The organism is Halomonas sp. IOP_14, from assembly GCF_021021315.1.
Classification (GTDB): domain Bacteria; phylum Pseudomonadota; class Gammaproteobacteria; order Pseudomonadales; family Halomonadaceae; genus Vreelandella; species Vreelandella titanicae.
This window is the reverse complement of the sequence record NZ_JAINWD010000008.1, coordinates 45,967-69,833: the sequence shown is the minus strand read 5'-3', so window position 1 is coordinate 69,833 and position 23,867 is coordinate 45,967. Positions and strand designations below refer to the sequence as shown.

Annotated in this window: 19 protein-coding genes; 15 read left to right on the top strand and 4 right to left on the bottom strand. The window is 55.5% G+C overall.

Annotated features, from left to right (window positions below; translation table 11 throughout):
• Position 1: 1 nt before the first annotated feature.
• The 4 genes from K7H09_RS08515 (at position 2) to K7H09_RS08500 (ending at position 4,064) form a co-directional block, all read left to right on the top strand.
• Positions 2-583: a TRAP transporter small permease subunit gene (locus tag K7H09_RS08515; RefSeq protein ID WP_141440516.1), complete on the top strand. Its 582-nt coding sequence runs from the start codon at positions 2-4 to the stop codon at positions 581-583.
• Positions 580-1,908, top strand: coding sequence for a TRAP transporter large permease (locus tag K7H09_RS08510; RefSeq protein WP_141440517.1), 1,329 nt, complete (start codon positions 580-582; stop codon positions 1,906-1,908). Before K7H09_RS08515 ends, K7H09_RS08510 begins: the two co-directional genes overlap by 4 nt.
• An 18-nt stretch (positions 1,909-1,926) precedes the next feature.
• Positions 1,927-2,538 (top strand): malonic semialdehyde reductase, encoded by a 612-nt coding sequence (locus K7H09_RS08505; protein WP_141440518.1) that lies wholly within the window; start codon positions 1,927-1,929, stop codon positions 2,536-2,538.
• 251 nt (positions 2,539-2,789) lie between these two features.
• A complete protein-coding gene (locus tag K7H09_RS08500; protein ID WP_141440519.1) occupies positions 2,790-4,064 on the top strand; it encodes an O-acetylhomoserine aminocarboxypropyltransferase/cysteine synthase family protein in 1,275 nt (424 codons plus the stop codon).
• 57 nt (positions 4,065-4,121) lie between these two features.
• Here the strand turns inward: K7H09_RS08500 and speB are convergent, their stop codons facing one another.
• The gene (speB, locus tag K7H09_RS08495; RefSeq protein WP_269063972.1) at positions 4,122-5,039 is read right to left on the bottom strand and encodes an agmatinase; all 918 of its coding nucleotides are present in this window, start codon (positions 5,037-5,039) and stop codon (positions 4,122-4,124) included.
• 173 nt (positions 5,040-5,212) lie between these two features.
• Here speB and K7H09_RS08490 point away from each other — a divergent pair, with 173 nt between their 5' ends.
• The 3 genes from K7H09_RS08490 (at position 5,213) to K7H09_RS08480 (ending at position 9,357) form a co-directional block, all read left to right on the top strand.
• Positions 5,213-6,136 carry a LysR family transcriptional regulator gene (locus tag K7H09_RS08490; protein ID WP_022521512.1) on the top strand — a complete coding sequence of 308 codons (924 nt, stop codon included), beginning with the start codon at positions 5,213-5,215 and terminating at the stop codon, positions 6,134-6,136.
• Between the two features lie 190 nt (positions 6,137-6,326).
• A complete protein-coding gene (locus K7H09_RS08485; protein WP_022521513.1) occupies positions 6,327-7,898 on the top strand; it encodes a Re/Si-specific NAD(P)(+) transhydrogenase subunit alpha in 1,572 nt (523 codons plus the stop codon).
• Between the two features lie 16 nt (positions 7,899-7,914).
• Positions 7,915-9,357: an NAD(P)(+) transhydrogenase (Re/Si-specific) subunit beta gene (locus K7H09_RS08480; RefSeq protein WP_009286032.1), complete on the top strand. Its 1,443-nt coding sequence runs from the start codon at positions 7,915-7,917 to the stop codon at positions 9,355-9,357.
• A gap of 213 nt (positions 9,358-9,570) precedes the next feature.
• Here K7H09_RS08480 and K7H09_RS08475 read toward each other — a convergent pair whose 3' ends face one another.
• Positions 9,571-11,073, bottom strand: a complete 1,503-nt coding sequence (locus tag K7H09_RS08475) for a sensor histidine kinase (protein ID WP_161575219.1) — start codon at positions 11,071-11,073, stop codon at positions 9,571-9,573.
• The gene (locus K7H09_RS08470; protein ID WP_141440521.1) at positions 11,070-11,786 is read right to left on the bottom strand and encodes a response regulator transcription factor; all 717 of its coding nucleotides are present in this window, start codon (positions 11,784-11,786) and stop codon (positions 11,070-11,072) included. The genes K7H09_RS08475 and K7H09_RS08470 overlap by 4 nt, the downstream gene beginning before the upstream one ends.
• Before the next feature lie 175 nt (positions 11,787-11,961).
• On the opposite strand from K7H09_RS08470, the gene K7H09_RS08465 reads away from it, so the two are divergent.
• The 6 genes from K7H09_RS08465 to katG all read left to right on the top strand — a co-directional run bounded on the left by K7H09_RS08465 (position 11,962) and on the right by katG (position 19,471).
• Positions 11,962-12,336 (top strand): pentapeptide MXKDX repeat protein, encoded by a 375-nt coding sequence (locus K7H09_RS08465; RefSeq protein ID WP_230804400.1) that lies wholly within the window; start codon positions 11,962-11,964, stop codon positions 12,334-12,336.
• A gap of 65 nt (positions 12,337-12,401) precedes the next feature.
• Positions 12,402-13,283: a cytochrome b/b6 domain-containing protein gene (locus K7H09_RS08460; RefSeq protein WP_141440523.1), complete on the top strand. Its 882-nt coding sequence runs from the start codon at positions 12,402-12,404 to the stop codon at positions 13,281-13,283.
• Positions 13,284-13,410: 127 nt separating this feature from the next.
• Positions 13,411-14,076, top strand: coding sequence for a molybdopterin-binding protein (locus K7H09_RS08455; protein WP_230804398.1), 666 nt, complete (start codon positions 13,411-13,413; stop codon positions 14,074-14,076).
• Between the two features lie 180 nt (positions 14,077-14,256).
• The gene (locus K7H09_RS08450; protein ID WP_230804396.1) at positions 14,257-16,023 is read left to right on the top strand and encodes an ABC transporter transmembrane domain-containing protein; all 1,767 of its coding nucleotides are present in this window, start codon (positions 14,257-14,259) and stop codon (positions 16,021-16,023) included.
• A gap of 28 nt (positions 16,024-16,051) precedes the next feature.
• The gene (locus tag K7H09_RS08445) at positions 16,052-17,050 is read left to right on the top strand and encodes an aldo/keto reductase (RefSeq protein ID WP_230804459.1); all 999 of its coding nucleotides are present in this window, start codon (positions 16,052-16,054) and stop codon (positions 17,048-17,050) included.
• A 267-nt stretch (positions 17,051-17,317) separates the two neighbouring features.
• Entirely contained in the window at positions 17,318-19,471 is a 2,154-nt protein-coding gene (gene katG, locus K7H09_RS08440) for a catalase/peroxidase HPI (protein WP_009286028.1), read from the top strand.
• A gap of 426 nt (positions 19,472-19,897) precedes the next feature.
• Here katG and K7H09_RS08435 read toward each other — a convergent pair whose 3' ends face one another.
• On the bottom strand, positions 19,898-22,348 hold the full coding sequence (locus K7H09_RS08435; RefSeq protein WP_141440526.1) for a DUF3604 domain-containing protein: 2,451 nt from the start codon (positions 22,346-22,348) through the stop codon (positions 19,898-19,900).
• A gap of 119 nt (positions 22,349-22,467) precedes the next feature.
• Here K7H09_RS08435 and K7H09_RS08430 point away from each other — a divergent pair, with 119 nt between their 5' ends.
• Both K7H09_RS08430 and K7H09_RS08425 read left to right on the top strand, forming a co-directional pair.
• The gene (locus K7H09_RS08430; protein ID WP_161575218.1) at positions 22,468-23,394 is read left to right on the top strand and encodes a tripartite tricarboxylate transporter substrate binding protein; all 927 of its coding nucleotides are present in this window, start codon (positions 22,468-22,470) and stop codon (positions 23,392-23,394) included.
• Positions 23,391-23,867 carry a tripartite tricarboxylate transporter TctB family protein gene (locus tag K7H09_RS08425; protein WP_039857435.1) on the top strand — a complete coding sequence of 159 codons (477 nt, stop codon included), beginning with the start codon at positions 23,391-23,393 and terminating at the stop codon, positions 23,865-23,867. Before K7H09_RS08430 ends, K7H09_RS08425 begins: the two co-directional genes overlap by 4 nt.

The following is a 23,867-nucleotide window of genomic DNA, read 5'->3' as shown; positions in this document are numbered from 1 at the left end:
AATGTCTTTCTCTTTAAAGACCCTGATTTTGGGGCGCAGGTTGGGCAATGCACAGCACAACAGCCTGTTTGGCTATCTGGTTGATGGCCTGAATGCAATCGGTTCCCTGCTCATTTTTATCATCATGGCGATGATCGTCATAGACGTGCTGTCGCGCAACCTGTTCAACCAGCCGATTGCCGGGGTAGCTGAGCTAGTAGCGGCATCAATCGTCATGATCGTCTTTCTGCAGTTGCCGGGCACGTTGCGACACAACCGCATGGCCCAGGCGGATATCTTTATTGTCGGCTTTACCGATAAGCATCCACGTCTGGGTAACCTTTTGATGTGTATGTTCTTTCTGGCAGGAGCTTATATGCTTTATATCGTTTATACCGGTACGCTGCCAACCTTTATACGTGCCTGGGAGCGTCAGCAGTTTATGGGGGTGGAAGGGGTGTTTACCTTCCCCGTATGGCCTATCCGTTTCATCGTTATCAGCTGTGCGGCTATCACTGTTGTGCAATATCTGCTGCTGGCAATTCAGTCCTTGTGGCTGGCTTGGCATGGTCAGGTATGCCTGACTGAGGAGGCCGAACAATGACAGGTCTTGAAATCGGTACTATCGCCGTCGTGCTCATGCTAGTGCTGATCTATCTAGGCATGCACATCAGCATCGCCTTGATGCTGGTCTCGCTGATCTCCATAGCCACACTACGCAATTCGGAACTAGCCACTCGTATGGTCGCCGCTGCCGCGAACGATTCGCTGAGCAGCTATCTCTATGGGGTGGTGCCGCTGTTCGTGCTGATGGGGTTATTGGTGGTGGTCTCTGGCGTGGGGCGAGATACCTTCGATGTGTTTCAGTGGCTGCTACGCAAAATACGCGGTGGGCTGGGCATTGCTACCGTAGGAGCCAACGGCATTTTTGCCTCTATCACGGGCATTAGCGTGGCGTCAGCGGCGGTATTCACCAAAGTGGCAGTGCCTGAAATGCGGCGCCATGGGTACACAGCCAAGTTTTCAGTGGGCGTGGTGGCGAGCAGTTCGGTTCTGGGTATGCTAATACCGCCGTCTCTGCTGATGATTGTTTATGGCGTATTGGCGGAACAGTCAGTCGGGCGCATGTTCATCGCTGGGATTATCCCAGGAATTATTTTGGCCTTAGCTTTCTGTGTTGTCATTATGCTGCTTGCTTGGCTGCGTCCCGGTTTCATGATGCAAAGCCAAACCGATACGGGCGAGGTACTTGAGGATCCGATTGAGGAAACGCCGCTAACACTGGTGTCTAAGCTAATCCCTATTCTGCTGCTGATGATGCTGGTGCTGGGTGGTCTTTACAGCGGCTTTTTCACACCAACTGAGGCAGGCGGAGTGGGAGCCTTCGGGGCGCTGCTGTTGGCGCTCGCTAAGCAACGGCTGACGCCAGGGAAGTTCTACGAAGTATTGGGAGAAACCGGGTATGTCGCGGTTTCCATCCTTTTTTTGATCCTGGCCGCTTCACTCTATAGCCGCATGCTGGCATTGACGGGCTTACCGATGTCGATTGCCCAGGCAGTTACGACGATGGATCTGACTATCTATCATTTCCTGGCTCTGTATCTGTTCATCATTATCTTGATGGGCTGCATCATCGATTCAGTCTCCATCATGCTGATTGTGCTGCCCATTGTGCTCCCTATCGCGCAGCATTTTGGCATGGATCTGATTTGGTTCGGGGTAATTACCGTTGTTGCGGTTGAAATCGGGCTAATTACTCCGCCCTTTGGTATATCGGTTTACACGGTCAAAGCAGCGCTGAACGACAAAACGGTGCCCGTCAAAGAAATCTTCAAGGGGGTAGTGCCGTTTTTCATCACCATGGTGGTGGTGCTGGTTATCTTAAGTGCATTTCCTATTTTATCTACCTACTTGGCCTATCGCTATTAACGTTAAAGAGGGTAATTCATGAGCTTAATACTTCCTCAGGGGGCTTTACCCAACGATGCACTGGGGCAACTGTTTACTGAAGCACGCACCTATGCCTATTGGCAGGACAAACCGGTTGAAGATGAGACACTGCGCAATCTGTATGAGCTGATGAAATTTGCGCCTACCAGCGTTAACTGCAGTCCGCTACGCATTAAGTTTTTGCGCACTGACGATGCAAAGGCAAAGCTCGATCCTGCCTTGAGCGAAGGCAATCGACATAAAGTTCATGCCGCACCGGTAACCGCTATCCTTGCGTATGATCGAGGCTTTCATCGCCACTTGCCGGAGCTGTTCCCACATGCCGATGCGAAGTCGTGGTTTGTGGGTGACGAGCCCTACCGGGAAGAAACAGCTTTTCGTAACAGTAGCCTACAAGGTGGCTATTTTATCCTCGCCGCGCGAGCCCTGGGTTTGGATGCCGGGCCGCTGTCGGGATTTGATAACGACATGGTGGACGGGCTCTTCTTTGCTGAGGGCGACCCTCATTACCGCAGCAATTTTTTGTGCAACCTGGGTTACGGCGATAGCAGCAAGCTCTACTCTCGCAGCCCTAGGCTGGCGTTTGAGCAGGTATGCGAGTTTTTATAAATAATTATGTTAGCTTCCTGATTTCAATCAGTAAGTGCAGCACCTGCGGTTGTTAGCGTTAATGTGCTTTTAGCCTCTTAAAATCAGTGGACGTTCAGCACTTGGTTGATCTGCTATTTTGGATGTAGCTGCACTGCGCAAGGTGATCTTTGCGAGCTTAGCGCAGCGGAGGGCGAACGATTGTTGGCCTTCCCGTCAGCGCTTGTTTAGGATCAATAGCGGATCTCAACAAAAAATAGCGAGCCGTTCTCATGAAGCCAGAAACCATTGCTCTTCACCATGGCTATTCGCCTGATTCACAAAACGCCGTGGCGGTGCCGATTCACCAAACCACGTCGTTTTCATTCGATAACGCGCAGCACGCGGCGGATCTGTTTGACCTGAAAGTTGAAGGAAACATTTACTCGCGCATTATGAACCCGACCTGTGCCGTGTTGGAGCAGCGGGTAGCCGCACTGGAAGGCGGTATTGCCGGGCTAGCGGTGGCATCGGGAATGGCGGCGATCACCTATGCGATCCAGACCATTGCCGAAGCAGGCGATAACATTGTCTCGATCAGCGAGCTGTATGGCGGTACCTACAATCTGTTTGCCCACACCTTGCCGCGCCAAGGCATTCAGGTGCGTTTTGCCGATAAAGACGATATGGATGGCATCGAAGCGCTGATCGATGAGCGTACCAAAGCGGTTTTCTGCGAAAGCATTGGCAACCCTTCGGGTGGCGTGGTCGACCTAGCAAAGCTTGCTGAGGCGGCGCATCGTCATGGAGTGCCGGTAATAGTCGATAACACCACGGCGACGCCGTTCCTATGTCGGCCGATTGAGCACGGGGCGGATATCGTTGTCCACTCGGCGACCAAATATATCGGCGGCCACGGCACCACGGTGGGCGGTGTGATTGTTGATTCGGGCACCTTTCTCTGGGCCGAGAATGCCAGCCGTTTTCCGCTGCTCAACGAGCCTGATGTCTCCTATCACGGTGTGAGCTATACCCGTGATGTGGGCGATGCGGCCTTTATTGCCCGCGCCCGGGTGGTGCCACTACGTAATATGGGCGCGGCGCTTTCTGCTCAAGCGGCCTGGAACCTGCTCCAGGGATTGGAAACGCTGTCACTACGGATTGAGCGTATCTGTGCCAATGCCTTAGCGGTTGCCAAGCATCTGGAAAGTCATCCGTTGGTCACCTGGGTGCATTATGCTGGCTTGGAAAACCATCCCGATCATGCGCTGGCCCAGCGGTATATGAACGGTCATGCCTCGGGGATTCTTAGTTTTGGCATTGAAGGTGGGCAGGCTGCTGGTGAGCGCTTCTACGATGCGCTGGCGCTGATTCTTCGCCTGGTGAATATCGGCGATGCCAAAAGCTGTTCTTCCATTCCCGCCTCTACCACGCACCGCCAACTCAACGAGCAGGAGCTAAAAGCCGCTGGCGTCACGCCGGATATGGTGCGCCTATCGATCGGCATTGAGCATATCGACGATCTGCTGGCGGATATTGATCAAGCGCTGGCGGCCTCTCAAGGATAGTCTGTTCCGCCCCCGCCATCTCAATACCATCAGCCTAGAGATGGCGGAGGCTAACTGTTAAACGCCCTTAGATGCCGCCAGGGTATACAAAAACTCAAGCCCCAGCGTCGCGGCGGCAAGCGAGGTAATGTCGCCGTGGTCGTAGGCGGGGTTTACTTCCACCACGTCCATACCGACCAGCTCCATGCCTACCATACCGCGAATTACTTTCAGCATCAGGTCGGTGGACATGCCGCCGCAGACCGGCGTGCCTGTGCCGGGGGCGTAGGCGGGGTCGAGGCCGTCGATGTCCAGGGTTACGTAGGCGGGGTGATAACCCACGCGGGCACGAATGCGCTCCAGCACAGCCGCTGCTCCGTGGTCATTGACCCAGTCCGCATCCAATACCTCGTAAGGGTGGTTGTGGCGGTCGTAGCTTGTGCGAATACCTATTTGCAGCGAGTGCTCAGGCACCACCAAGCCTTCTTTTAAAGCGTGGTGAAAAATAGTGCCGTGGTCAAAGCGCGTGCCTTGCTCGTAGGTGTCTGTGTGGGCGTCAAAATGGATCAGCGCCAGCGGGCCGTGCTCTCGGGCGTGGGCGCGCAGCAGCGGCAGGCTGATGTAGTGGTCGCCGCCCAGAGTGAGCATCTTTTTACCCGCGCTTAACCAACGGTTGGCGTGAGTTTCCAGGTTATCCACCAGGCTTTCGGGCTCGCCATATGCGTAATCAACGTTGCCCGCATCGCACACCTTGAGGCGCTCTTCCAATGCGAAGTCCCAGGGCCAACGCTTGCCTTCCCAGATCAAATTAGCGGTACTTTGTCGAATAGCGTTCGGCCCCATGCGGGTGCCTGCACGGCCCGAGCAGGCCAAGTCAAAGGGAACGCCACTCACCACAACGTCGGCGTCGGTTGCCTTAGGATCCGTTGCTTTTGCTACGCCCATAAAGGTAGAAATCACATCGCCATACAGGCTGGGCATGGTTTGTGCGGACATAGCTTGTGCAGACATAGCTTGTGGGTGGGTCACCGGTGTGCTTCTCCTTGAGTGCTGGATTATCGCTGATAGTCGCTGGTGGGCGAATGAGAGGCAGACAATAAGCAATTCCTGGTGATAAATTAAATGAATGTTTAGAATTTAATCATTCGTGATATGAATAATGAGAAGCTATGCGCTCGCTACGCCATTTCGACCTGAACTTGCTGCTGGTATTTGAGGCGCTGATGCGCGAGCGTCACGTCACTCGCGCGGCAGAAACGCTGCATTTAAGCCAACCCGCCTTGAGCCATGCCTTAAAACGGCTGCGTGAATCGCTGGATGATCCGCTGCTAGTGCGCACCGAAAACGGTATGCAGCCGACACCCCGGGCACTCGCGCTGCTACCCGTGGTGCAACAGGCGCTAGCGATGCTTCGACAAGGTCTTGCGCCCCCCGCGATGTTTACGCCTGCCAACAGCACGCGACGCTTTACGCTCGCCACCACGGATTACTTTGAAGAGGTCATGTACCCGCTCTTTTTAAGTCAGTTGCTGGCCTATGCACCGGGCATTAGCTTTTCCATTGAGCTGATTACCCCAGATGTGCTGAGTGAGGGGCTGGAACAGCGCCAAATTGATATGGTGGTAGGGCTGGATAGCCAAAGCGCGCTGCCCAGCGGCGTGATTCAGACTCCCTGGATGGATGAGGAACTGGTCTGCCTGGCTGCTACCCATAATGTTCGCGTGGGCGATGTACTGAATATTGGTCAGTTTGCGGATGCGCTCCATGTGGAGCTGGCGGATATTAGCGGTCTGCGCCCCAGTAATATCGACAGCTGTCTTGTTCAACACGGCTTAACCCGCCGGGTCATCTCTAAAAACCTCAACTATATCGCCGCGGCACGGGTGGTGGCGCTGACGGAAGCGATCATGACGCTCCCACGTCAAATGGCTGAACGGTTCGTTGCTATGCTGCCGGTGCGTTTGGTGGAGCCGCCTAAAGAGCTCCCCGCACTAAAAATGACGTTGATTCAGCATGGGCTCTATGCCAATGATCCTGCTAACAGGTGGCTCTACCAGGTGCTTACTGAGTTTGCTAACGACTTTAGACGTTAAGGGAACCATCATGCACACTAGTGGATGTTGTAATTAAACAACCCTGTTGTATCAAAGGTTGAATAGTATCTGGCAGCCACCCCGTTAGATCCTAGACTGCTATTAAGGCGTTATCACGGACGCCGTTAAAGGTGCAGGGCCCATTGAGCAACTGCGGCACTGCAATAAGGTTAAGCAAGGGAGAACAAGAGTGAAAATAGGCGCACCGAAAGAGAGTGCCCGGGGGGAAGCGCGCGTCGCGCTGACCCCTGAGAGCGCGAAGCAGATCCAAAAACTGGGCCACGAGTGCTTGGTAGAAACCGGCGCTGGCTTGGCAGCGGGCTTTAATGACGACACTTATCGTGATGCAGGCGTTACCGTCGTGGACGGGGCTGATGCGCTCTGGAACGACGCTGAGGTGGTCATTAAAGTCCGAGAGCCCTCTGATGAAGAGGCCGAGCGGCTGCGGGAAGGCCAAACCTTGATTGCCTTCTTCTGGCCAGCGCAAAACGAAGCGCTGCTTGAAAAGTGCAAGTCCCAGGGCGCCACCGTTATTGCTATGGATATGGTGCCGCGTATTTCACGGGCGCAGAAAATGGACGCGCTCTCCTCCATGGCCAATATCGCCGGCTACCGGGCGGTGATAGAGGCGGGCAACAACTTTGGCCGCTTCTTCACTGGCCAGGTAACGGCGGCAGGTAAAGTGCCCCCGGCCAAGGTGTTGGTCATTGGCGCTGGCGTGGCGGGATTGGCGGCGATCGGCACGGCCACCAGCCTGGGCGCCGTAGTGCGCGCCTTTGACGTACGCCCCGAGGTCTCTGAACAAATCGAATCCATGGGCGCGGAGTTTCTGTTCCTTGATTTCGAAGATAGCCAGGACGGTTCCGAAAGCGGTGGCTACGCCTCGCCCTCAAGCCCGGAGTTCCGCGAAAAGCAGCTTGAGTGTTTCCGCGAGCAGGCGGCCGATGTGGACATCGTGATTACCACCGCGCTGATTCCCGGCAAGCCCGCACCTAAGCTGTGGTTGGAAGATATGGTCGAGGCCATGAAGCCGGGCTCGGTGGTGATCGACTTAGCGGCTGAGAAAGGCGGCAATTGCGATCTCACCAAGCCAGACGAGCGGGTGGTGTCGGATAATGGCGTGGTGGTGATCGGCTACACCGACTTCCCCTCGCGCATGGCAACGCAATCATCGCTTCTCTACGCCACCAATATCCGCCATATGTTGACCGATCTGACGCCCGAGAAAGACGGCGTGATCAATCATAATATGGAAGATGACGTGATTCGTGGCGCCACCGTGACGCACCAGGGTGAGGTCACCTTCCCACCGCCGCCGCCCAAGGTGAAAGCGATTGGCGCGGCCAAGCCGAAGAAGAAAGAAAAAGAGCCCACGCCGGAAGAGAAAAAAGCCGCCGAACATGCGGCGTTCAAGGCGCAAACCAAGCGTCAAATCGGATTGCTGGCTGTCGGCGGTGCGCTCATGCTGCTGCTTGGCCAGGTGGCGCCGACCTCATTTATGCAGCACTTTATTGTCTTTGTGCTGGCCTGCTTTATCGGCTTCCAGGTGATTTGGAACGTGAGTCATTCGCTGCATACGCCTTTAATGGCGGTGACTAACGCGATCTCGGGCATCATTATTCTCGGTGCTATTTTGCAGATTGGCACGAGTAGCGTGATCGTGGGCATATTAGCGGCGATTTCGGTGCTGATCGCGTCAATCAATATTGTGGGTGGCTTCCTGGTGACACGCCGGATGCTGGCCATGTTCCAAAAATCTTAAGCGGCGGAGAGACGATATGTTAGGACAAGGATTCGTATCTGCCGCGGCAATCGCGGCGAGTGTGCTGTTTATTCTGTCGCTGGGCGGCCTGAGTAACCAAGAAAAAGCCAAACGAGCCGTGTGGTACGGCATTGTGGGCATGGCGGTGGCGGTGTTCTTTACCGCTTTAGGCCCGGGTATTGGCGGCTATTGGTGGCTGATTCCGATGATGGTGATTGGGGCAGGCATCGGCGTGTACGTAGCGGGCAAGGTCGAGATGACCGAAATGCCCCAGCTAGTGGCGGCGCTGCACAGCTTTGTCGGTTTAGCCGCGGTGTTTGTGGCCTGGAGCGCGGACTTAGAGCGCCGCCGAGTCATGGCGGCGCAGGCAGTGGATGGCGCCGCACAGGAGTTTTCCGCTTTTGCCGCGCTGGTGGCCACCAAGGCCCCAGACGAACTTACCTTTCTGCAAATTGAGGTGGTTTTCGCCATCTTTATCGGCGCGGTGACCTTCACCGGCTCGGTAATAGCGTTTGGCAAGCTGGCAGGTAAAGTCGACGGTAAACCACGCCAACTGCCTGGCGGCCATTTGCTCAACGCCGGGGCGGCCGTGCTATCACTGCTATTGGCGATTTTGTACCTCAACGGCGCAGGCTTCTGGACGCTGCTAGTGCTCGCAGCGCTGGCGTTCTTTATTGGCTATCATCTGATTATGGGTATTGGCGGGGCCGATATGCCGGTGGTGGTCTCAATGCTTAACAGCTACTCCGGCTGGGCGGCGGCGGCGGTCGGCTTTACGCTCTCCAACGACCTGCTGATTGTCACCGGTGCGCTGGTGGGCTCCTCCGGTGCGATTCTTTCTTACATTATGTGTAAGGCGATGAACCGCAACTTCGTCAATGTGATCCTAGGCGGCTTTGGCGGAAGCACTGGGCCAGCGGCGGAGATCGAAGGCGAGCAGGTGGCGATTGACGCTGGTGGTGTAGCTAGCGCCCTGAACGATGCCGATAGCGTGATTATCGTGCCGGGCTACGGCATGGCAGTGGCCCAGGCGCAAAGCGCAGTGAGCGACCTAGTGCGTAAGCTGCGTGCAGCGGGCAAGACCGTGCGCTTCGGTATCCACCCGGTCGCGGGTCGCTTGCCAGGGCATATGAACGTACTGCTGGCAGAAGCCAAGGTGCCTTACGATATCGTGTTGGAAATGGATGAAATCAACGACGATTTCCCCACCACCGACGTGGTGATCGTAATTGGCTCCAACGACATCGTTAACCCGGCGGCCGAGGAAGACCCCAATAGCCCCATCGCTGGTATGCCGGTATTGAAGGTATGGGAAGCCAAGCAGGTGTTCGTCAGCAAACGCGGCCAGGGCACCGGCTACTCCGGTATCGAAAACCCGCTGTTCTTCAAAGAGAACACGCGGATGTTTTATGGCGATGCCCGGGATAGCCTGAATACACTGCTGCCGTTGATTGATTAGGCCTTTGCAACTTTTAGCTACCCATGCAACTTGGCTACCCATGCAACTTAGCTAGACGCTAGGTTACTAAGAGCCATTAAGTACTGAGCCCGCGAGCAATCGCGGGCTTTTTAGTTGCGCGACTGCCCATGGGGCGATGTCGATCAGTTCAGCGTCCATGTCGCGTTTCTCCAGCGTATTGACCGCATAGCGGGCGAGTCGAATGTCAACTCGTCAGCCCGGGCGGATCGCCCTCTCATCGAGTACCGTCCTCGGCAGCGTGAACCAGATACAGGTGCCTTTTCCCGGTTTGCTCTCGATGACGAGTTGGGACTCGTGGCGCTTCAGCACTTCGGAGACGATGGCGAGCCCCAGCCCGGTACCTTCACCCCGCTCACGTCCAACCGTGGTGCGATAGAAGCGCTGTGAGATGAGGGGGATTTCTTTTTCGGGGATGCCGACACCGGTATCTCTGACCCCGATCTTGAGCCGGGTATCGTCGAACTCGAGAATCCGGATCGAGACCGTGCCGCCGGTGTTGGTGGCGGTGATGGCATTGTCGACCATATTGGTCAGCGCGTGATCGATCAGTTCGATGTCGGCGGAGACCTCGGCTATCGCCGCCTGGTTCTCCACACGAAGCTCGATGCCTTTCTCCAGCGCGCGAGGGTGAAATTTACCTAGAATGTCGTTGGCCAATTCGGCGAAGGAGAACGTGCTTGGGCATAGCGGTCGGCCAGCGATATTGGCGCGAGACATCTGAGAGAGCTGGTCGGCCAGCTGGGCCAGTCGTTCCACGTTGGCGCGAATGGCGTCCAGACCGCTGCGTGTTTCATCGTCGAGAGGCCTGCGATCCAACTGCTTGGCATAGCCTAACAGGGAGGTCATCGGCGTGCGGAATTCGTGGGACAGGTTGGCGATGAGTTCCCGACGCTGGCGGTCGGTATCGTGCAGCGCCTCGACCTGGGCTTCGATGGTGGCCGCCATGTCGTTGAAGGCACGCCCGAGCCGGCCGATTTCGTCGTCGATTGACTCGGGACTGCGCTGCCGGTAATCGCCCTCGGCAAAGTGTTGGACGGTGCGGGTCAGACGGGAAAAGCGTCGCGTCAGAAAAGCGAAGAGGGCCAGCCCCACCGCCAGCGTCAATGCCAACGCCACGCAGCCTGCGATGAGCAGCGTGCGCGAGATGCTGCTCGTTTGCCAGATGTTGGCCATCGAGACGTCTGTGTTCGCCTCCAGTTGCACCATCAGATAGCCCGATTGCTGCTGTGGGCCGTAGGTGATCGGGGCAACCGAAAAAACGCCCTCGTCGCCCCGGCAGGGCATGTCTGCGTAGACCGGCAGCATGGGCATGTCGGAAAGCAGTTCGTCGATAGCACCCCGGTCGATCCGGCGGCCGAGTCCACAGCGGTCGGGGTCGTAAGCGCCAACCACCGTTCCGTCGGTGTCGAGCGCGTAGAGCGAGAGCGCCGGATTGATGGTCATGACCTGCTCTACGGCCGCTCGAGTCGAGGGGGCGTCGACGCCGTCGTCGAGCGAATCCTGCAGTACGCGGGTCAGGTGATGGGCCATGTCGATCTCATTGCGCTGCAGCCATTCGCGTCCCAACTGGTTGAACTGATCGACTGCCACCAGCGTGGTCGTGGTGGAGAGTGCGATCATGCTCACCAGATAGACGAACACGATGCGCGCGAACAGGCTGCGGTAGGTTCTGCGCAGCGATTGGCCGAGGCTCATGGGGCGTTCTCGTCGGAGGCTGATGCCGGGGCGTCGGTGAACCGGTAACCGGTGCCCCATACGGTGAGAATGTACTCGGGCCGCGCCGGGTCTGGCTCTATCTTGCTGCGCAACCGATTGATGTGCGTATTGACGGTGTGATCAAAGCCGTCGAATTCCGGGCCCCATACGGCATCGAGCAACTCGCTGCGGGAAAATCCCTTACCAGGGTGGCGGGCAAAGAACACCAGTAGGGCGAACTCCCGGGTCGTGAGTTGAATCATGTTTCCGTCGAATTTGACGCTGTAGCCGTCGATGTCGATCTCCAGCGCTTTTATCTTCATAAGCGTCGACGACGTACGCGCCTCCATCGCCTTTCGACGACGCAGAAGCGCTTGGATTCTCGCCAATAGGATGTCGGTGTCGAATGGCTTGGTGATGTAGTCGTCGGCACCGATTTCCAGACCGACGACCACGTCCCGCGTGCCGGCGAGCGCCGTCAGCATGATGATCGGAATGGTGGCGTCGTGAGTGCGAATGTCTCGACACACGGCGAGACCGTCGATGCCCGGTAACATCAGATCAAGAACGACGAGCGAGGCATTCTGCCATCGATGCAAGGCTTCTTCCCCGGTCGAAACCCAGGTCGGCTGATGGCCCGCCTGTACGAGAATGCTCGTTAATAGCCGACCGATATCGGGATCGTCCTCGACGCAAAGTATCGGGCACGACATATCGGTTCTCCTCTAAGTGAGCTGTGAATCCTAGCCCAATGTACCTCGTCAATCATCACGGAAACGTTATCACCGAACGTTATGATTCCGTGATGATTGAGCTGAATTTCCTGTTTATCTTGGGCAAACCGTGTCGGACCGGACACGGTTTGCCTAGATAAATCAGGAGAGCATCATGACCCGCACGACACCCAAATATCTACTCGCCTTGAGTGCTGTACTGCTGAGCGGCGGCCTTGCCTTCACCACGCTCGCCAGTGCCCAGACCGACAATATGTCCCAGGACTCGATGAGTCAGGACGGCATGAGCCACGATGATGGCATGAGCCACGACGACGGCATGAGCCACGACGATGGCATGAGCCATGACGATGGCATGAGCCACGACGATGGCATGAGCCACGACGACGGCATGAGCCACGACGATGGCATGAGCCATGACGATGGCATGAGCCACGACGATGGCATGAGCCACGACGACGGCATGAGCCACGACGATAGCATGAGCCATGACGAAATGAGCAGCGACTCCATGGAGCATGCCAACTAAAAGTTGCGGTCCGGCAACCAGGCGCTGTTTGGTTTGCCGGACGCCTTCGTTTCGAGGTCAATATCATGTCTGAGTCTGTCAAAACTACGATCGATAGTGACTCGACCGGTAATGTGCCCGGTGCGCCGGCCACACGAGTGATCAAACGACATACGTTGGCGACTCGTCTGTGGCATTGGACGAATCTCGTCTGCCTGATCGTGTTGCTGATGAGCGGTTTGCAGATATTCAATGCACACCCCGCGCTCTATTGGGGGGAGCAATCCGATTTCGCCAACCCTTTCATCGCGATCCATGCGCGCACCGCTGAGGACGGCGAGCGCATGGGCGTGGTTCGCATCGCGGGGCAGGCGTTCGACACCACCGGTGTACTGGGGCTCTCCGATGACAACGGCCAACTACGCGAACGGGCCTTCCCCCGCTGGGCGACGCTGCCGGGGGACAAGTGGCTGACGATGGGGCGCAACTGGCATTTTCTGGCTGCGTGGATCTTCGTGCCGCTGGTTGTCGCGTATCTGCTCTATATCCTGCTGGTGCCCCAACGACGACGGGCGCTGTTTCCAACGTGGGTGCAGTTGAAGAACATTCCGCGGACGCTACTTGATCATGCGCGGCTGCGTTTTCATCACGAAGCTGACTACAACGGTATCCAGAAGCTGACCTATCTTCTGGTGCTGTTCGGGTTGCTACCAGTAATGATTCTGTCGGGGCTGACTATGGCACCCAGTGTCAACGCCGCCTGGCCGTGGCTCACCGAACTTTTCGGCGGACGACAGAGTGCTCGCACTTTTCATTTTCTCTGTGCAACGGCCCTCATTGGCTTTTTCGTCGTGCACATCGCGCTGGTGCTGGTATCCGGCGTTTTCAACAACCTGCGCTCGATGGTAAGCGGTCGCTACCGCATCCAGGTAGAAGCGCATGACGGATCGGAGCCGAGGCATGACTGACTCGAACACCAGACTCTCGACATCACCAGCGCCTGACCGCGCTCGACGGCGACTACTGGGTGGCCTGTGCGCGTTGGGGGCTGGCACTTTCCTCACCGGTTGCGATCGACTGTCGGAAAGTGCACCCGTGCGTGCGGCGCTGAGCAACGTCGAGCAACTCTCTTACAAGGCCCAGCGTCTGATCGCCTCGCGCCAGGCACTCGCCAAGGAGTTCGACGAGAGTCAGATCGCGCCGGTGTTTCGTCCCAATGGCACCACCAACCCGCAGGAGGATTACTATCGTGCCTGGGTCGAGAATGGATTCGCCGACTGGCGTCTGACCATCGACGGGCTGGTCGAAGAGCCGATGACGCTGTCGTTGCCGGCGCTTCGGGAGATGGCCTCGCGAACCCAGATCACTCGTCACGATTGCGTCGAGGGTTGGAGCTGTATCGGGCAGTGGACCGGCGTTCCTCTGGCGGATCTGCTTGATCGGGTGCGCCCGGCAGATACCGCGCGCTTCGTGGTTTTTCACTGTGCAGATCACACCTACGGTGGGTCGGATCTGTATTACGGGAGCCTCGACATGATCGAGGCGTATCATCCGCAGACGCTGCTTGCCTACGATCTCAACGGCGAACCGCTACCGGTGGCCAATGGGGCGCCGATCCGTCTGCGCGCCGAGCGTCAGTTGGGTTACAAGCAGGCCAAGTACGTGATGCGCGTCGAACTGGTGGAAAGCTTCAAACAGCTCCACGGCGGCAAGGGAGGATATTGGGAGGATAGGGGCTATGACTGGTGGGCGGGCATCTAGGCGATGACCGCCGAGCGCGTGAGGGCTTCACTTTAGGCTCGTCGTACAATCTTTAACGTGCTATCTGTTGCCTGAGGTCCCGATACTTCCGCTCGACGGCTGGGCCGACTAGATTCTGTGCAGGGTACTGCTACTCCTGCTATGGTCGAATACCCCCTTATGTATTGAGCAATCGCAACTATGAATCAACGCCCCAATCCCCGAGTACTGCTGCGTTTGTTGGGTCTACTGCGCCCCTACCGCACGCGGTTGGCTCTGGCTGGCCTAGCGCTACTCATGGCATCGGGAAGCGTGCTACTGCTGGGGAATGGGCTGCGCTTAATCATCGACCGCGGTTTTCTGGACGCGGATGCGCAGGCGCTAGCGCAAACACTGGCCCTGATGCTGGTGGTAGTGGCCGTGCTGGCGTTTGCCTCCGCACTGCGCTACTACCAAGTGACCTGGATTGGCGAGCGCTTGGCTGCCGACCTTCGCCAGCGAGTGTTTGATCATTTACTCACTTTAGAACCCAGCTTTTTCGAGAGCGCAAGCGACGGCCGCGCCGCGGGGGAAATTGCCTCACGGCTGACGGCGGACACCAGCGTACTGCAGAGCCTGTTTGGCTCCTCGGTATCGCTGGCGCTGCGTAATCTGGTCATGCTGGTGGGCGCCGTGGTGCTAATGCTGGTCACTCAACCGTGGCTCTCGGCAATGGTGCTGATAGGTATCCCCGCCACTCTGCTGCCCATCGTGTGGTACGGCCGCCGGGTGCGGCGGCTTTCGCGCACCAGTCAGGATCGCGTGGCCGAACTAGGTCGCTATGCTGAGGAGGCGCTGAGCGGTATTAAAACGCTTCAGGCATTTACCCACGAGGCGATGGATAAAAGCCACTACGGCCAGCGGGTTGAACAGGCCTTTGGCAGCGCTGTAGAGCGCACCCAGCAGCGCGCCTGGTTAACCGGTGTCGCTATGCTGGTGGTGTTTACGGCGGTTGGCTTAATGCTCTGGCAGGGCGGTCAGGCGGTGCTAAACGGTACCATGAGTGCGGGCGAGCTATCGGCGTTTATCTTTTACGCCGTGCTGGCAGCAGGGGCCATTGCCACCCTGGCCGAGGTAGCAGGGGATGTGCAGCGCGCGGCAGGGGCGGCGGAGCGCTTATTGGAGCTGCTCGATACCCAGCCCGCTATTCAGTCGCCCGTGAATCCGCAGAGCCTGCCAAGCCCTTCGCGTGGTGAAATTACACTGGAGAACGTCACCTTTACCTACCCCGGTCGGGAAACCCCAGCGCTTGAAGGGTTTGATCTGCATATTAAGCCGGGAGAACGAGTAGCGGTGGTGGGGCCTTCCGGGGCAGGTAAAAGCACGCTGTTGGCGCTGCTGCTACGCTTTTATGACCCCAGCCAGGGGCGCATTACCTTGGATGATAGGGATGTCCGTACGCTAGATCTTGCCGCCTTACGCAGTGCCATGGGGTTAGTGGCGCAGGAACCGGTGCTGTTTAGCGGCTCGGTGGCCGAGAATCTTCGCTACGGAGACCCCGAGGCTGATATCGATAGATTGCGCCTTGCCGCTCAGGATGCCAGCGCCCTCGACTTTATCGATGCGCTGCCCCAAGGTTTTGACACGCCCCTAGGCCCCGGTGGTGTGCAGCTCTCCGGAGGCCAGCGTCAGCGGCTCGCTATTGCTCGGGCGCTGCTCAAAAATCCTGCGGTACTGCTGTTGGATGAAGCCACCAGCGCCTTGGATGCGGAGAGTGAGCGGCTGGTGCAGCAGGCGCTGGATCGACTGATGGTGGGGCGCACCAGCATCGTGATCGCCCACCGGTTGGCGACTGTCATCGCCGCTGACCGCTTGCTGGTGCTTGATGGTGGGAAACTGGTAGCGGCGGGTACCCACGCTGAATTAATCACCACCAGCGCGCTCTATCGTCATTTAGCCGCGTTGCAGTTTGGCGGTGAAACGTTATAAAACGATTCTTTTAATGATGGGAATACCGATGTCGAGCTTCTTTCAGCGCCTTAGTGCCGTAAATGCCCCCTCGATTGGTCTGGGCTGTATGAATCTCTCCCACGGTTACGGCAGCATCGTGCCGGAAAGCGCAGCCCTACGGGCGCTGGATGAGGCCTTTGATATGGGCTATCGCCACTTCGATACCGCCACGCTGTATGGCGCCACGGCCAATGAGAAAGTGGTCGGGCGCGCCCTGGAGGGCAAGCGGCATCAGCTCTTTCTGGCCAGTAAATGCGGCATGGCGATGGATCCTGAATCAGGCAAGCGGGTCATTGATGGCCGCCCGGAAACCCTGCGAAAACAGTGCGAAGCGAGCCTTGCGCGCCTGCGTACCGACCATTTAGATCTCTACTACCTGCACCGCTTGGATCGCCAAGTCCCCATTGAAGAGAGCGTGGGTGCGCTGGGGCGCCTGGTGGAAGAAGGCAAGATTGGTGGCGTGGGGTTATCTGAAGTCTCTGCGCTAACGCTGCGGGGCGCGGTCACCGAATATCCCATTGCCGCGGTGCAGTCGGAATACTCGCTGTGGACGCGCAACCCGGAAATCGCCCTGATCGATGCGTGCCGCGAGGTGGGAGCAGCCCTGGTGGCGTTTAGCCCGTTGGGAAGAGGCTTCTTAACCGGTGCCATTCAGGATCCAGCGCGCCTAGAGGAGGGCGATATACGCCGTCACATGCCGCGCTTCAGCGCCGACAACTACCCGCATAATCTAAAACTATTTGAACATCTTGCGTCGCTGGCGCGGGCCTTAAACGTCACGCCGGGGCAGCTGGCACTGGCGTGGCTGAAGGCCAAAGGCGACGATATTATCCCCATTCCCGGCACTCGCTCCGCTGACCACATGCGCGAAAATTTAGCCGCGGAAATGCTGCACCTGGATGTCACCAGCTTGTCTCAGTTGAATGCCATGATGATGCCAGACCAAGTGGCAGGCGCCCGCTACAACGAGGCCCAGCAGGCAGATATCGACACCGAAGAATTTTAACCACTGTAGCGCCAGCAGACTGCCGATGTATAAAAGCTATTAGATCGGTCACAAAAAGCAAATTGTGCCTATGAGGGATCTGCTTTAAAACAGTACCAAGTGAGTGAAGCGCCCTTCCCCTGCACAGCAGGCAGAGCGATAGCACTATCGTAAGCGTTAGGGGGCTCACCGTCAGTCGACTTGGTAGCCGCTCTTTTCAACATACCCAAGACGAACGCAACCAAGACAAAAGCCGTTAAGACACACTGAAGTTAGAGGGAGAGAGCTATGAGTGGTAAATGTCCTGTAATGCATGGTGGTAATACCTCCACAGGCACGTCTAACAAAGACTGGTGGCCGGAAGGGATTAACCTGGATATCTTGCACCAGCATGACCGCAAAACGAACCCGATGGATGCTGATTTTGACTATCGGGAAGAGGTCAGAAAGCTCGATTTTGACGCGCTCAAGCAAGATGTTCACGCGCTGATGACAGATAGCCAATCCTGGTGGCCTGCCGATTGGGGCCACTACGGTGGTCTAATGATCCGCATGGCGTGGCACTCTGCGGGTACTTATCGTCTGGCCGACGGCCGCGGTGGCGGCGGTACCGGTAGTCAGCGTTTTGCACCACTCAACTCCTGGCCGGATAACGTTAGTCTTGATAAAGCGCGCCGTCTGCTGTGGCCGATCAAGAAAAAGTATGGCAACAAGATCAGTTGGGCCGACCTGATGATTCTAGCCGGTACTGTTGCCTACGAATCAATGGGACTGCCTGCTTACGGCTTCTCGTTTGGTCGTGAAGACATCTGGCACCCGGAGAAAGACATCTACTGGGGCGATGAGAAAGAGTGGCTGGCACCTTCCGATGAGCGCTACGCGGACGTTGAAAAGCCGGAAACCATGGAAAATCCGCTAGCTGCGGTTCAGATGGGTCTTATTTACGTTAACCCTGAAGGTGTTAATGGTGTGCCCGACCCGCTGAAGACCGGCCAGCAGATACGCGAAACCTTCGCTCGTATGGCGATGAACGACGAAGAGACCGCAGCCCTGACTGCCGGTGGCCACACCGTGGGTAAGTGCCACGGTAACGGCGACGCGGCAGCACTGAGTGCTGAGCCCGAAGCGTCGGACGTTGAAAATCAGGGGTTGGGCTGGGGCAACCCAACCATGGGTGGCAAAGCGAGTAATGCTGTAACGTCTGGCATTGAAGGCGCCTGGACCACTCACCCCACCAAGTTCGACATGGGCTATTTCGACCTGTTGTTTGGACACGAGTGGGAGCTACGCAAGAGCCCAGCAGGCGCTCACCAGTGGGAACCGGTGAACATTAAGGAAGAGGACAAGCCGGTTGATGCCAGCGACCCCTCTATCCGTCACAATCCGATCATGACCGATGCGGATATGGCCATGAAAATGGATCCGACCTACCGCGCCATTTGTGAAAAATTCATGGCGGATCCGGAGTACTTCAAGCAAACGTTCGCTAAAGCATGGTTCAAACTGACCCACCGTGACCTAGGCCCGAAATCGCGCTACATCGGCCCGGAAGTGCCCGCTGAAGACTTGATCTGGCAGGATCCTATTCCGGCTGGTAGCACCGACTACAGCGAAGAAGTGGTTAAGCAGAAAATCGCCGAAGCCGGCCTGAGCATCAGTGACATGGTCAGCACCGCCTGGGACAGTGCTCGCACTTACCGCGGCTCTGACATGCGTGGCGGCGCCAACGGTGCCCGCATTCGTTTAGCGCCTCAGAAAGACTGGGAAGGCAACGAGCCTGCGCGTCTCGCCAGCGTATTAGCAGTTTACGAGAAGATTTCTGCCGACACCGGCGCAAGCCTTGCCGACGTGATCGTTCTGGCCGGTAGTTTCGCCATTGAGAAAGCCGCCAAAGCCGCAGGCTACGACGTTCGCGTACCCTTCCTGAAAGGGCGTGGCGATGCTTCTGCCGAGATGACCGACGGTGAATCGTTTGAGCCGCTAGAGCCGCTGGCTGACGGTTTCCGTAACTGGCAGAAGAAAGACTATGTAGTGAAGCCGGAAGAGCTGTTGCTGGATCGCGCTCAACTGATGGGGCTGACAGGGCCGGAAATGGTCGTGCTACTGGGCGGTATGCGTGTACTCGGCACCAACTATGGTGGCACCAAGCATGGCGTGTTCACCGACCGTGAAGGCCAACTGACCAACGACTTCTTCGTCAACCTGACCGACATGGGCAACACTTGGAAGCCGGTGGACAAAAATGCCTATGAGATCCGCGACCGTCAAACAGATGCTGTGAAGTGGACGGCTACCCGCGTTGACCTGGTGTTCGGTTCTAACTCGCTGCTGCGCTCCTACGCGGAAGTCTACGCCCAGGATGATAACGACGAGAAGTTTGTCAAAGACTTCGTCGCCGCCTGGACGAAAGTGATGAACGCGGATCGCTTTGACATCGCTTAAATATATCGAAATGTATTGAAAGCAAGCAAACCCCGCATCCTCGGATGCGGGGTTTTTTGCGAATAATAGTGGTGTTTTGAATTAACAATAGCCCTTTTATGCCGGGTTTAAGCTAACTCAGAATTTCTGATGCAACAAAAAGGAAAAGGCGTTTTTACAAACAAAGTAGCCAGGGTAATTCCCCATTTTTAGAGGGCAAGCATCGTTACGCGATCATAGCCTTACCGATAACGGGCCGGATTCTATGCGCTTCCATCTCACGTGGCATGCCTGTGTAAAACTCCATTATGCTGACCTTGGTTGCCATTTTTTAGCTAAGCCCGCTGATACAACTTCTCCTACCATCCCTCAGGATAGCCGCCTACAGAGGGGGAGATGCTGACATAAATGCATAAGCCGCGCCTGGTTTCGACGCAGCCATGGCAATTATTTTTGGAACAAATATATAGGGGAAGTCCAAGCCTGGTTACCGTCCTCCAAGTTAACGCAAAGCCAAACTGGGGTATCACCGTCTTCTTCGATCTCTATTTCTTTTTGAAAGTGCGCTGAAGTAGCTAATCCGCCTGCAGGTAGCCGCTGGGCTATTAATTTCCGCTCAAGCCCTCCTGCACTCATTACCACCGGTTTGCCATCCATCTCTTTAAGTGTAAGTGAAAGCTCACCATGATTGGTTGTCACCTCAACTTCAGAGCTCTCTTCTTTAAGCCAAATATCACATCCCATCCGATTGCCAGTGGTAATCGTATTGAAAATCACACTTTTTGACCCGACTTGTTCTAAGGTTTGCTCAGGGTTTAAGCGATTTACTGGTGAAAACCTTTCTATACAACCACCATTGATTAATATTCGCCCCTGCCAGCGAGTATTACGGCCACGGCCACGATATTCTGCGCCTGACCACATGAGACGCAAACGATTACCAAGGTTTTTGTCTTCGTAACCACGCCATAGGGCAACCGTGCTTGTGCCTCGACGCAATTCAATGCTTTCAATACCGACGGGGGCGTCCACTGATACTGAAACTTTCACCTTTTTGTCCGTTATTTGCACAATATCACCCATAGTGCAGACAAAGACTTTTTCGGTTGCACAATCAGGCTCAGCGATAGGGTTGCGGTGAAACAGTGTTCCACCAGCGGTCAGCTCTGCCTTAATGTCTATGGCTACACGCGGGCCCGAGGTGCCGTAGGTATGGCGACGGCGAATCGCTTCAAAGACAGCATCACGTGTATTTTCTTTCATCAGAAAGCAAGTCAAGCCGCCATAGGCACCGAAAAATGAAGCGCCTGGATAAGAGGCACCGGGGCGACCTTTATGTCCATCAGAATTCGCAACGACCCCAACTCGACGACGCATAGGGAAGCCATCGGTTAATATCCATTCGAAACTACCCCACGCAGAGTGTACCTCCACCGCTGCTTCTAACCGGGGATCGTGATCGAAATGAATATTGGCATAGCGGCCTCCAACATGGGCATACATGACGGAGTCCACTGGCTCGTCATGAAGCCTGTTATAAAGGTCAGTCAGTGTATGTGCATCAGTGTCAAGGTCATCATGCTCCGCAACCAATGCGTGAGAACAGCGATATATTCTCGCTCCTTCCTTTCTAAAAAAGACGTTATGATCGCCACCCACTGCTGTATTGCCAGACCACTCGTAACCTGGTAACACAGTAAAAACACCGGGTTCATTCAATGTTTCTGTCAAATGATTGAGCTTTTTCCAGAAAGCCGGTTTAATTTGGAAATCATTAGCCTGGTGGGCTGTCACGTCCAGAAACGACTTGTTTCGAGCGAAATCAAAATAGTGCTCTATGGAGTTGGTGCCGACGGTCTCACCGGTCTGCCCGTGTAGATCCCCCCAGAAATGTGCTGGCCCATCAGTAAGAACCTGCATCGGCCCAGCTTCTACAACGGTTCCGTCTTCAGCAGTAAGCCAAATCCTCAATATCCCCTCTTCTGCGGCTACTCGCAGAGGTTCAATGCGCATCGCTCCACTGGCTGAAGCGAAATCAATGACACTCGGAAGGCCTTCGACGGGTAACGAGCTTTCAATAGCAAAGCGTGTACTGCCTTTTGATGTCGGGTTGCCCCAAAGGTCCTCGGCTTTTAATCCAAGGCAGAAGATGTCGTTTAAGCGTCGGCGCGTCGGCAAAATTGCTAAATACCGATGCGCTGGTCCTGCTCCAACCGTGAACGCCAAATGAGTATCAGGCAACGGAATAAAATTGCCCGTAGCCTGCACGTCTGCCATTACGCGGATAACCCTTGCGCCTTCATAGAAGGTCGACATTAAGAGACCAGGAGAACCTTCAGTCGTGTCGCCCAGCACAATCTCAATCGTCTCACCAGGTTTGAGGTAGCCGCCTCGCTGGTAAATCGTAAGGGTTTCATTCCATGGACGCTGTCCCCCGTTACGGTCATATTTTAGAAACAGCTGTCCATCACCGGATGAGCGCGCCGTAACGTAATTTGGAGCGGTTGGGTCGGTCGTCTGTAGTGACCCAGCGTCTGAGATTAACCTAAGGGCCAAGCGTATCGCGCCTGTATCGTCCAGGCCCAGCTTGCCAGTCGTGTATTGAATACGAAAAGTTTGGTAGCTACGCACTTCAACATGTTCAGGCCCACTCATCACCGCGGTGCCAAACAAGGCAGGATCAGTGCCCGGTGTCGTTAGGAGCTTAGATTCACCTATCATTTCAGGGTCTATATCGAGTCTTCTTGGCATGGGGAACCTTTGATGAGTTGTTTTGAGTCCAATTAAAACTACATAGTAATATAGGGATAAAAAAGTCAGAATAGCAAATTTTTGTTGACATATGCCCGCAAAGCCTTCTATTACTGTGAAGTAATAACAATAAGTCAGCACACTCACGCCAACTCCGCGTAGCAAAAAATGCCCATTCGGCGTCAATTTATGCTTCACCGGCTATGAGGTTGGTTAAAATTCGCACAAAACTTCATAGTAATAACACGATAAACAGGAGTACTGAGATGCATAAGCTTGTTAAAACAATTTTCATTCTCACTATGATGTCTCTGCCCTTTGCTGCTCTGGCCGACTATCCAGAAAAACCGATCACGCTCATTGTTCCCTATCAGGCAGGGGGATCTATGGAGACCATGGCGCGTGTTTTTGCCGAAGAACTGGGTAATGAATTGAATATAAATGTGCTTGTCAGGACCCAGCCTGGCGCAGGCGGAAAGATCGGCACGACCGCTGCATCTCGTGCTATAGCGGATGGCTATACATTATTATTTGCGCCAGAGTCTACCGTCCTGTGGCCCCCTATTGCTGAAAACGTGAACTATTCGCTGAGTAGTTTTGACCCCATAATTAGGGTTACAGACCTTCCCCAGGCAATCGTTACGTCTAAGAGCTCAGGCATTGAAACGTTCGAAGACTTGCTTGCACTCTCTGCTGCACAAAGCATGAGTTATGCTGATCAGAACTCAATCTCGCGCGCCTTTGTTGATTACATTGCCATGCGTGAACAGGTTGTTTGGGTAGCAGTGCCAACTAAAGGCGGCGGTGAAATGGTTCCCTTTTTGTTAGGGAATAAGGTGAATTTTGCATGGTCTGGCGGGGCCCATAACCGTTACTTAGATCAAATGAATGTTGTTCTCTCCATGACAGCAGCCCCTCAGGAAACGATGCCCGAAGTGCCAACCATGCAAGAAAGATATGGTGTTTCCATGCCTGGAGGCGCGACTATATGGGCTCCAGCCGGATTGTCAGAAGAATTGCGCGCCAAGTTAACAGAGGCTGCTATTACCGCCGCTCATTCCGAAGCCTTCAATGACTTAATGATGAACACGCTCGGTTTTCCTTTAGCGGATCTAACTGGAAGCCAATTAACGGCAGAACTAATGACCATTAATGAAGATTTGGCAGCCATTTATGAGGAGACTGCGCCATGATAGATCAGAAAACTTGTACACAAGATGCTTCTGATCGTTTCGATTTTTTAATAGGTGCAATTACCGTCAGCTTCGCGCTGTTTGTTATTTTCTTGCTGATTCCAGTCGGTGTGGAAACGACCACGTATCACAGCCAGCTTTCTCCTGGTTTTTTTCCTAAACTGGCTTGCATTTTCATTGGGCTATTTGGCGCGATGCTAATGTTTAAGAATCGCCACTGGGCGCTCCGACGAATTCCTCATAACGGCTCCCGTATATTGCTAGAAACTCTCGCTTGGCTTGCGTGGGCCATTGCCACAATGTTGTTACTCATGTATGTAGGATTCGTCGTCACCGCCGCCGTATCATGTTTTACGGGCATCGTATTAGCTGGCCAGCGCCGCTATTTAATCCGATGCGCACTAGGCTCAATATTACTGCCGCTGGCCCTTCAGCAACTCGCATGGCATGCCTTTTATATTCAACTGCCCTGA